9 protein-coding genes and 4 pseudogenes are annotated in these 9691 nt (G+C 60.7%); 11 read left to right on the top strand and 2 right to left on the bottom strand.

Features of this window, described 5'->3' with window-relative positions:
• Positions 1 to 29 precede the first annotated feature (29 nt).
• A complete protein-coding gene (groL, locus tag ACH196_RS32360; RefSeq protein ID WP_396650956.1) occupies positions 30 to 1658 on the top strand; it encodes a chaperonin GroEL in 1629 nt (542 codons plus the stop codon).
• 66 nt (positions 1659 to 1724) lie between these two features.
• Positions 1725 to 1973, top strand: coding sequence for a hypothetical protein (locus tag ACH196_RS32355; RefSeq protein WP_396650955.1), 249 nt, complete (start codon positions 1725 to 1727; stop codon positions 1971 to 1973).
• A gap of 151 nt (positions 1974 to 2124) precedes the next feature.
• On the opposite strand, the gene ACH196_RS32350 is transcribed toward ACH196_RS32355, so the two are convergent.
• Positions 2125 to 2385, bottom strand: a complete 261-nt coding sequence (locus tag ACH196_RS32350) for a hypothetical protein (protein ID WP_396650954.1) — start codon at positions 2383 to 2385, stop codon at positions 2125 to 2127.
• Between the two features lie 83 nt (positions 2386 to 2468).
• Positions 2469 to 3866, bottom strand: a complete 1398-nt coding sequence (locus tag ACH196_RS32345; RefSeq protein ID WP_396650953.1) for an adenylate/guanylate cyclase domain-containing protein — start codon at positions 3864 to 3866, stop codon at positions 2469 to 2471.
• Between the two features lie 220 nt (positions 3867 to 4086).
• Here ACH196_RS32345 and ACH196_RS32340 point away from each other — a divergent pair.
• From ACH196_RS32340 to ACH196_RS32300, 9 genes and pseudogenes are all read left to right on the top strand, one after another.
• Positions 4087 to 4929: pseudogene (locus tag ACH196_RS32340) on the top strand (IS5 family transposase); the annotation flags it as partial.
• Positions 4930 to 5333: 404 nt separating this feature from the next.
• Positions 5334 to 5678 carry a hypothetical protein gene (locus tag ACH196_RS32335; RefSeq protein ID WP_396650952.1) on the top strand — a complete coding sequence of 115 codons (345 nt, stop codon included), beginning with the start codon at positions 5334 to 5336 and terminating at the stop codon, positions 5676 to 5678.
• The gene (locus tag ACH196_RS32330; RefSeq protein ID WP_396650951.1) at positions 5636 to 6529 is read left to right on the top strand and encodes an adenylate/guanylate cyclase domain-containing protein; all 894 of its coding nucleotides are present in this window, start codon (positions 5636 to 5638) and stop codon (positions 6527 to 6529) included. Before ACH196_RS32335 ends, ACH196_RS32330 begins: the two co-directional genes overlap by 43 nt.
• An 87-nt stretch (positions 6530 to 6616) precedes the next feature.
• The gene (locus ACH196_RS32325) at positions 6617 to 6970 is read left to right on the top strand and encodes an NAD(P)-binding domain-containing protein (RefSeq protein WP_396650950.1); all 354 of its coding nucleotides are present in this window, start codon (positions 6617 to 6619) and stop codon (positions 6968 to 6970) included.
• Positions 6958 to 7167, top strand: a pseudogene (locus tag ACH196_RS32320) (SidA/IucD/PvdA family monooxygenase); the annotation flags it as partial. The gene ACH196_RS32325 and the pseudogene ACH196_RS32320, both read left to right, overlap by 13 nt.
• 90 nt (positions 7168 to 7257) lie before the next feature.
• Entirely contained in the window at positions 7258 to 7902 is a 645-nt protein-coding gene (locus ACH196_RS32315; RefSeq protein WP_396650973.1) for a hypothetical protein, read from the top strand.
• A 91-nt stretch (positions 7903 to 7993) separates the two neighbouring features.
• Positions 7994 to 8344 (top strand): annotated as a pseudogene (locus ACH196_RS32310) (sensor histidine kinase); the annotation flags it as partial.
• Positions 8341 to 8730 (top strand): response regulator, encoded by a 390-nt coding sequence (locus tag ACH196_RS32305; RefSeq protein ID WP_396650949.1) that lies wholly within the window; start codon positions 8341 to 8343, stop codon positions 8728 to 8730. The pseudogene ACH196_RS32310 and the gene ACH196_RS32305, both read left to right, overlap by 4 nt.
• A pseudogene (locus ACH196_RS32300) lies at positions 8718 to 9575 on the top strand (response regulator); the annotation flags it as partial. The gene ACH196_RS32305 and the pseudogene ACH196_RS32300, both read left to right, overlap by 13 nt.
• Positions 9576 to 9691: the final 116 nt, after the last annotated feature.

The following is a 9691-nucleotide window of genomic DNA, read 5'->3' as shown; positions in this document are numbered from 1 at the left end:
AAGCTGCCTAGATTTGAAGGAGTGATCCAATGGCTGCCAAGGAAGTCAAATTCCACACCGAGGCCCGCGAGAAGATGCTGCGTGGAGTGGATATCCTCGCCAATGCAGTGAAGGTGACGCTTGGGCCCAAGGGCCGCAATGTCGTCATCGACAAGTCGTTCGGTGCCCCGCGCATCACCAAGGACGGCGTCACCGTCGCCAAGGAGATCGAGCTGGAAGACAAGTTTGAGAACATGGGCGCCCAGATGGTGCGAGAGGTCGCCTCGAAGACCAACGACCTGGCTGGCGACGGCACGACAACGGCAACTGTGCTCGCCCAGGCGATTGTGCGCGAGGGCGCCAAGGCTGTCGCCTCCGGCATGAACCCGATGGACCTGAAGCGCGGTATCGACAAGGCTGTGGATGCCGTCGTTACCGAGCTGAAAGCCAATGCCCGCAAGGTGACGCATAACAACGAGATCGCGCAGGTCGGCACTATCTCGGCCAATGGTGACGCCGAAATCGGCCGCTTCCTTGCCGAGGCTATGGAAAAGGTCGGCAACGAGGGCGTCATCACGGTGGAGGAAGCGAAGACCGCCGAGACCGAGCTGGAGGTGGTCGAAGGCATGCAGTTCGATCGCGGCTACCTCTCGCCCTACTTCATCACCAATCAGGACAAGATGCGGGTCGAACTGGAAGAGCCGTACATGCTCATCCACGAGAAGAAGCTCGGCAATCTGCAGGCCATGCTTCCCGTCCTTGAAGCCGTGGTGCAATCCGGCAAACCGCTGTTGATCATTGCCGAGGATGTCGAAGGCGAAGCTCTCGCCACGTTGGTCGTCAACAAACTGCGCGGCGGCCTCAAGGTCGCTGCCGTCAAGGCTCCGGGTTTCGGCGACCGCCGCAAGGCTATGCTGGAAGATATCGCCATCCTTACCGGCGGCACTGCAATCAGCGAGGATCTCGGCATCAAGCTGGAAAACGTCACCCTGCAGATGCTTGGCCGGGCCAAGAAGGTCGTCATCGAGAAGGAGAACACCACGATTGTCGAGGGCGCCGGCCGTAAGGAGGAGATCCAGGGCCGTGTCGCCCAGATCAAGGCGCAGATCGAGGAAACCACTTCCGACTACGACCGCGAGAAACTTCAGGAGCGGTTGGCGAAATTGGCTGGCGGCGTCGCGGTGATCCGTGTCGGCGGCTCGACCGAGGTCGAGGTCAAGGAGCGCAAGGACCGCGTCGACGACGCACTGCACGCCACGCGCGCAGCAGTCGAAGAAGGCATCCTTCCTGGTGGCGGCGTCGCCCTTCTGAGGGCTGCGAAGGCTTTGGACAATGTCCAGACCGACAATGACGATCAGAGGACCGGCGTCGAGATCGTGCGGCGGGCCATCGAGACGCCGGCCCGCCAGATCGCCGAGAACGCCGGGGCTGAAGGATCCATCATCGTCGGGAAGCTGCGCGAGAAGACTGAGTTCGCCTGGGGCTGGAATGCCCAGACCAACGAGTTCGGTGATCTCTACAGCCAAGGCGTCATCGACCCCGCCAAGGTCGTGCGCACCGCGTTGCAGGACGCCGCTTCCGTCGCCGGCCTGCTCGTCACCACCGAGGCAATGGTCGCCGAGAAGCCGAAGAAGGAAGCGGCAGCGCCGGCGATGCCTGGCGGCGGCATGGACTTCTGATCATCGACCAGCTTGCCCGCCCCTCGGCCGTGAGGGGCGGGCATCTCAAGAGATAGGAGGAAGCGGATGAACGCACCACACGGTATTGGAACCGTTCCTTCGCCGACACATCCCGCGAAGGACTTCGTTAGGCATGAATCCGAATGCCGCAGCGCATTGAAGCCGCTAATGATTAGCTTGCTCGACATGGCCGAATCCGCGGGTTGGAACCGGCGCACGGCAGCGTCGACCCTGATGTTCTTGGCGGCGCAACAACTGACGACAACGGCTGGCAACTCACGTGATGTCGCACACGATGCGAAACCGTCGCCATAGGGTGATGGGGTGTCGGATCGGAAAATAAGCATCAGAGACTTTTGTTTTATCCGCATCGGCCGCTTTTGGGGCTTGAGCCAGACTTGGGAACGACCGAAAGGAGGGCGCGAAGCGGCCAATCAGAACTTACGGAGCTGGAGCGCGAACAGGTCTATTCCAGCCCAGCTTGGCGCAAGCCTTCGATGTACATAGCCCGATGCTTGCTATGCACGATCGGGTGGTACTTTTCGATCCACGCAAGCGAGACGTTCGGCTGCAACTGTTTGATCTGCGCCAGCGCGTCCGCCGCCACATCGAAATGGCCCGCAAGGCCAGCTGCCGCCGTAAGCGAACGCCACGCAGTGCCGAAATGCGGGCGAAGCTGGACGGCGCGCCACAGGAAAGCCTCTGCTTCGTCAAATCGCTCGGCCATCAGGTGGCACAAACCGATCGTTGAATAATTTGCTGCCTGGTTGTAGTCGCGGGGACTGAGACGTTGGGCTAGTGCGACCTGCCTCAGACCTTCATCGGACTCCCCTGCATAGCCATAGGCCGAGCCAGAATCATGTGGGGAAACGCGAAGCTTGGATTTCGCTCCAAGGCCTGATTCAGCTCCTCCACCGCGGGCTTGAAACGGCGAGAAACCATGTGGACGTAGCCAGCGCAAAGGTGTGCCCACGGATCTTCGACATCCTGTTCAATCGCTCTGCACGTCATCGCTAACGCCTTTTCCAGTTCTTCGGATGCATCAGACCAGCCAAGCTGGGCGCGCGCAGCGTAGGCCCACGCGAGCAGGCTGCTTGCGCGCCCGTAGTTTGGATCGACTTCAAGGGTCTTCTTGAGAAGTTCTACGCTCCTCTGGTTGTCCTGAACGGCCCAGCTCCAGACATACGGCATAGCTTGCATGACGTAGCCCCACGCATCGACATTCGCGCCTCCTTCGGAACGCGATTTTTCTGCGGCGTGCAGTTGCGGTTCGATCGAACCCACTACGCTTTCCGTAATCTCGTCCTGAACCGCGAATATGTCCGAGACGTCACGATCATAGCGCTCGGACCAAACATGCACGTCGCTTGAGGCGTCGATCAGCTGACTTGTGACTCGCAGCCGATCTCCCGACCTACGGACACTGCCCTCAAGTACGTAGCGGACCCCGAGATCGCGCGCCACCTGGCGGATATCGACTGCTTTGCCTTTGTAGGCGAAGCTCGAGTTGCGGGAGATCACAAAGAACCCCCGCAGCCGCGATAGGGCGGTGATGATGTCCTCAGCGATCCCATCACCGAAGTATTCCTGCTCCACGTCACCGCTCATGTTCTGGAAGGGCAGCACTGCAATCGACGGCTTGTCGGGCAGTTTGAGTCCCGCCGATTGGCGCCAGCCCGGTTCCTGTTGCGCTATATGGAGGACTCTAACGGGCCGCGAGATGTTCTTCAGCAAAACTTCACCCATATCCTCCTGCTTCAATTCAAGCTTGCCGCGCACCTCATCGAACACCTTCCCTGAAATGCAGATTCCACCCGGCCGAGAGAGGGATTGTAACCTTGCAGCCATGTTGACGCCGTCCCCATAGATGTCAGCGCCCTCGCCGATCACATCTCCCAAGTTGATCCCTATTCGCAGCAGGACCTGGAGCGCCTCCGGCTGGCGCTCATTCGCTTCTTGCATCTTGCGCTGTATTTCCAACGCACCGCTTACCGCGTTGACGGCGCTGGTAAATTCGACAAGCGCTCCATCACCCATGAGCTTCACAGTGCGGCCGCCGTGATCGCTGACGACAGGTTGAAGGATCGATTTTCGTCGCAGCTTTAGCTCCGCCAACGTGGCCGCCTCGTCCGCCTCCATCATGCGGCTATAGCCGACAACATCGGCCATCATGACTACAGTCAAACGACGCTGCTTCGCTTCGGTCACGGCCCTCATCTCCCAAAACGAGACCTTTGCACGGAATCGGAAGGATGATTCTGTGTGTAGGTTGGCTTTGGAGATTCGGGATGGTTGATCGGGTTGTCGGCCAGTTGAGCCTCGCGGACAGCTTCGCGGCGTCGAGCGATACGATCTTCGACCGGATGACGACGAGGATCGATTGGGGTCCGATCCGTGAGCTTCTCGGGCAGCGCAGCGGGCACGGGCCGGGCGGCGAAAGCTATCCGGCGGAGCCGCTGCTGCGGGCGCGTTGCTGGGTGTGTGGCATGGTCTGGGCGACCCGGCGCTGGAGGCGCAGTTGCGCGACCGGCTGTCGTTCCGGCGTTTTGCCGGTTTCAGCCTGTCGGACGAGACGCCGGACCACTCGACGCTGTGGCGCTTCCGCCGCGAACTGCAACAGGACGGGCTGATCGACGGGGTGTTCGAGGAGATCAACCGGCAGTTGGAGGCCAGGGGCCTGATCGTCAAGCGCGGCACGCTGGTCGACGCTTCGTTCCTTCAGGCCCGCGCCCGGCCGCCGAGGCAGCCGAAGAAAGGCCATCAAGGCCCGGCCAAACCTTCCGCCGACAGGGACGCACGCTGGGGCAAGAAGGGCGCAAAGAGCGTGTTCGGCTACAAGCTGCATATCGGCGTCGACCAGGACCACACGCTGATCCGCCGCGTCGAGGTCAGCGACGCCTCGGTCACCGATACCGAGAGAGCCGACACCTTGATCAGCTTCGACGAGAAGGCAGCCTACGGCGACCCGGCCTATTATACCCATGCCCGGCATGCCAGGCTGAAGGCGGCCGGCATCAAGGACCGGATGATGCGACGACCCAACAAGCATCACCCCGAACTGCCGCCGCGCCACAAGAAGCGCAACGGGCTGATCGCCAAGGTGCGCTTTGCCGTCGAGCGGCCGTTCGCCGTCTTCAAGGAGCGTTACGCCATGCGCCGCCTGCGCTGCTTCGGCATGGCCGCCGCCCGCACCCACTGCCTGCTGGCCGCCTGCGCCCACAATCTGCGCCGCGCCTTCAGCGCGCTCCACCCGAGAGCGAGGCCGGCATGAGGCGGAGTCTGTCCGAAATCCACCAAAGCATCCGCCCGGCAGTCTTTCGGGACGCGAAACCGCGCCCGGCCGCCTTTCAAAAAGCGCCAAAGCACGATTTCCACCCCAACCTCGCCTCCATGCAAAGGCCTCAAAACGGCAGAGCTATAATGCGTCTTCCGTAGGCTGATAGGCAACTGTCCAGTAGCTTCCGACTGACCCCATGGACCGCCGGCATGTGGATCGAGCGATAGCGCAAGCGCACGTCCGCCTCAAGCGATTGCCCGCATCGAGCTCACGATGAGCGGAACGAAACGTCTATTCCTTTGTAGAGGGGCGGCCGAAGCATCTTTGGGGAATCTGTAGTAGGGTCTGGGTGGACGCCGATATTTGGAGCTTGCCCCAGCCGGTGGAGAAGAAATCTCGTGCGCTTCGCTCAAGTGCTCAGCTTCGGGACTGAAGGGTATCCGCCTAAGATCGCGAGGCGGCTGCGCGTCTTCAACCTTGCCTGCTGGAGCTCGGCGCTGCTTTGGCTCGTTTTTGCCGTATCCTATTTATCAGAACCGAAGCTGCAGACTGTCGCTGTCATCGATTTCATTATGGCGATTGTAATCGCCGCGCTTCCCGTGCTGCATCGCTTTGGGCCGCGCACGGCAGTCGTCAGTTTCGCACTGGTGAACCTTCCGGCACATTCGTCGTCTGTTTTCTACTCGGCACCGAAACCGGCATGCAGATGTTCTATCTTATCTACGGTCCCGGAGCGGTGCTGATCGTAGGGGTCGAGGCAGTCGCACTTCTCGTGACCGTGACCGCGTCCGCGTGGGTCTTGATCATAACACTGGAGGTGTTCGCTCCCAGGGATGCCGGTCTACTCAGCGAGACGGCGATGCTGACCGGCTTCGTCGGTGCCGTGAGCGCGGCGGTGATCATCCTCTTTGCCATCGTATTTTATGCTGTCCGCGAGGCTTCGCGCGCCGAGGCGCTAGCAGAGTTAGAATTCCAACGGTCGGAGTCGCTGTTGCTGAGCATTCTGCCAGCCGCCGTCGCTGATCGGCTTAAAACCAGGCCGGACCGTGTGATCGCGGACAGGCACGACGAGGCATCGATCCTTTTTGCCGATATGGCAGGGTACACGGCCGTGTCCGACCATGCGTCCCCTGACGATCTCGTGAGCTTTGTGAACGAGGTGTTCACGACGTTCGATCGGCTTGTAGAGCGTCATGGGCTGGAGAAGATTAAGACCTCCGGTGACAGTTACATGGTCGTTAGCGGCGTGCCCATTGCCAGGCCAGACCATGCTGCTGCGCTGGTCACGCTCGGCATCGATATGCTCCATGAAGCCAGGAACATGCACGATCCGCACGGACGCGGCGTCTCCCTGCGCATAGGCATCGCTAGTGGGCCGGTCGTCGCTGGCGTCGTAGGGATGAAGAAGTTCTTTTATGACGTTTGGGGCGATGCGGTGAACGTCGCCTCAAGAATGGAATCGACCGGCATTGCAGGAAGAATTCAGATCTCGCCTACAACGTATGAAGCCGTGAAAGGCCGGTTTGAATTCGAGCGCCGCGATGGGGTGGAGATCAAAGGCAAAGGCCTGATGACGACCTGGCTATTGAAGTAGTCAAGTATTGTTTTCACCGCGAACCCTATAGGCCCTCTGTGCCGCCGTCGTGCCGCGTATTAATTGTTAGCGAAAGGCAAACCTCCGATGACGAATGAGGTCGATGTCGTAGATGCCGTGGTAGTAGGTGCCGGTTGGGCGGGACTGGGCGTCAGCAAAGCGCTGAAACAACGAGGCATCAATCATCGCATATTGGAAAGAGGCCGGGTCGGCGAAACTTGGCGAACCCAGCGCTGGGACTCCTTCCGCATGAACACGCCTAACGTGCAAACCGTGATGCCCGGAGACACGTATTCAGGCGCCGATCCCGACGGCGTTTTGACACGCGATGACTTTGTCGCCCTTCTTGAGGATTTCGCCGAGCGAAACGGTCTTCCCTTGGAACGGAACTGCACGGTCACCGAACTTGCCGTCGACCGGAAGACGGAGTGTACTGTCTAACGACACCACGCGGCAGGTTCTTTGCACGGAACGTGGTCGTCGCCAGCGGCAGCCTTAATATCCCGCGGCGTCCTGACTGGGCAGCGGCAGTGTCGCCCGACCTTCATCAGATAGACGCCTCCGCCTATCGCAGCGCCGCCGATCTACCAGACGGAGCGGTATTGATTGTGGGGAGCGGCCAATCGGGCTGTCAGATAGCTGAGGACCTGGCTGAAGCAGGGCGAGCCGTGTTCCTTTCCACTAGTCGGACCGGCCGCCTTCCGAGACGATATCGCGGACGAGACATCATGATCTGGCTTGTTCAGAGCGGGTTTCTGGATGTGCGGAGGGAGCAAATCATTCAAACGCTGGGCCGCGTTCCAGCCAGAGGTGTGCTTGGCTCGACGCATACCATAAGTCTTCAGTCCCTCGGTGCCCACGGTGTTGTTCTGCTTGGTCGGTTTATTTGCATTGGCAATGGTAGCCATTTCATCTTCGCCGACGACGCGGACGAGCATGTCCGCTTCGCCGACGAGGCCTCCATCAACGTCAAACGACAGATCGATGACTACATCTTGCGCGCCGGAATCGATGCTCCCCCGGCTGAGCCCGATCCTCAGGAGATCGTCGCACCGAGCCTGCCAGATCCATCGATACAGTCGCTGGATCCCGCCGCGAGCGGCATAACGACGGTGACCTGGTGCGCCGGCTTTCGGGGAGACTATGGCTGGATGCAGCTCCCCAAGGTCTTGGACGCCGAGGGGCAACCGTTGCAGCAGGACGGCGTAAGCGTCCTCCCGGGGATATATTTCGCAGGGGTGGACTTTGGCGCCACTCGCAAATCGGGAATAATATTGGCGATCGCCGAAGAGGCCACGCGTCTCGCCGACCACATCGTCGGACGTTCGCTTGAAGCAGGTCGCAAGGTGCTTGCTGACCGTCTCCTACCTTAAATCGTCGTACCAACTGGCCTCAGGCGCTGGTACATTTAACGACCGCTTTTGGCGGGAAATCAGCTGTGCTTGGAATGACCGGTGTTGGGGCACCAACGGGTTCTACGCGGCTTCCAAGCGGGCCGCAGGGGCCGAAGGAGCCGCCTATGAGCATGTGCTGCGTGCCTCGACGCGCGATATCGGGGACAGCGTGGAAATCCGTATCCGCGACAACGGCACCGGCATTCCGCCGCATGTCAGGGAAAAGATGTTCGTTCCGTTCTTCACCACCAAACCTGCCGGCGAAGGCACTGGTCTCGGCCTGTCGCTGAGCCACGACATCGTGGTCAAGCAGCATGCGGGCACGATCGAGGTAGATATGGAAGCCGGCGAATTCACGGAGTTCCGCATCGTGTTGCCGCGCGACGACGCAGCGCTCTCTAAAACCGGACCGCTCACATGAGCCTGCTCATCCTGGTCGTCGATGACGAAGCAGATGTGGAACTGCTGTTTCGGCAGCATTTCCGGCGCGACCTAAAGGCGGGGTGTTTCGACATTGGATTTGCTCTGTCGGCTGCGGAGGCCCTGCAGTTGATCGAGGAGGCGCAGGGCGTGACGCTGATCCTCATCCTGTCTGACATCAACATGCTGGGCCTGAGCGGACTGGAGATGCTGCCCAGAGCCAAGGCCGCAAGGCCGGACGTTCCGGTCATCATGATCACTGCCTATGGCTATGCCGAAACAAGGCGCAAGGCGTTCGAGAGCGGCGCCGAAGCGCTGCTGACCAAGCCGCTCGACTTCGCGATCCTGCGTGGCGAGATCGAATCCCGGCTCGGATGGGCTGCGTGACCGCCTGTATCCTGTTCGTCGACGACGAGCACGACCTGGAGCCGCTTGTCCTGCAGAAGTTCCGGTGCCAGATTCGCGACGGCGCTGTGAGTTTCCTGTTCGCGCATGACGGGCTGGAAGCGCTCGCCATGATCGAGGCAAACCGCGACATCGACATGGTGGTGAGTGATATTAACATGCCGCGCATGGATGGCCTGTCGCTGCTCAAGAAATTGCAGGAGGACGAAGAGCGCCCATCAGCCATAATCGTGTCGGCCTATGGCGACATGGCCAACATCCGCACGGCAATGGACTGCGGCGCCTTCGACTTCCTGATGAAGCCGATCGACTTCGCCGATCTCGAAGCCACGATCGCCAAGACAATGCGGCATCTTGGCATGCTGCGGGAGGCGCGGCGGCGCCGAGCGGACGCAGAACGCGCGCATGACTCGCTGTCGCGCTACTTTTCGCCCAATCTCGCCGCCCAACTCGCCTGTGACGTCGACGACCTCGGCCTAGTTGGACGACGGCGTGATGTGTCCTCGCTGTTCACCGACATAGCTGGCTTCACGACACTCGTGGAAGCGATGGTTCTCGCGACACTGCTCAACGACTATCTCGCCGGCATGACCGATTTGGTCTTTGCGCATGAAGGGACCGTGGCCAAGATTGTCGGCGACGCGCTGCACGTCCTTTTCGGTGCGCCCGGCGACCAGTCTGACCACGCCACGCGCGCCATCGCCTGCGCTCTCGACCTCGACGATTTTGCCGAAACGCTCCGGGTCTCCTGGCGCGATCGCGATGTCGCGCTGGGCTCGACCCGCATCGGAGTTCATGCCGGACCGGCCATCGTCGGCAATTCTGGCCGAGCTTGTCCGTTACGCGACACTGGCGGCAAACGGCCACAACACCCAGCCCTGACGGTTCGGTCTCGCTGAAGGCGGCATCACGATCCTTCCGGATTTCACCCGACGTACGCCCA

It is taken from the genome of Mesorhizobium sp. IMUNJ 23232 (assembly GCF_044326205.1).
GTDB lineage: Bacteria > Pseudomonadota > Alphaproteobacteria > Rhizobiales > Rhizobiaceae > Kumtagia.
The sequence above is the reverse complement of the archived record's forward strand: the minus strand, read 5'-3'. Positions and strand labels throughout refer to the sequence as shown.

Coding starts and splice junctions, on each gene's coding strand:
- groL (WP_396650956.1), top strand. CDS start 30: ATGGCTGCCAAGGAAGTCAAATTCCACACCGAGGCCCGCGAGAAGATG.
- ACH196_RS32355 (WP_396650955.1), top strand. CDS start 1,725: ATGAACGCACCACACGGTATTGGAACCGTTCCTTCGCCGACACATCCC.
- ACH196_RS32350 (WP_396650954.1), bottom strand. CDS start 2,385: ATGGCCGAGCGATTTGACGAAGCAGAGGCTTTCCTGTGGCGCGCCGTC.
- ACH196_RS32330 (WP_396650951.1), top strand. CDS start 5,636: ATGCAGATGTTCTATCTTATCTACGGTCCCGGAGCGGTGCTGATCGTA.
- ACH196_RS32325 (WP_396650950.1), top strand. CDS start 6,617: ATGACGAATGAGGTCGATGTCGTAGATGCCGTGGTAGTAGGTGCCGGT.
- ACH196_RS32315 (WP_396650973.1), top strand. CDS start 7,258: ATGATCTGGCTTGTTCAGAGCGGGTTTCTGGATGTGCGGAGGGAGCAA.
- ACH196_RS32305 (WP_396650949.1), top strand. CDS start 8,341: ATGAGCCTGCTCATCCTGGTCGTCGATGACGAAGCAGATGTGGAACTG.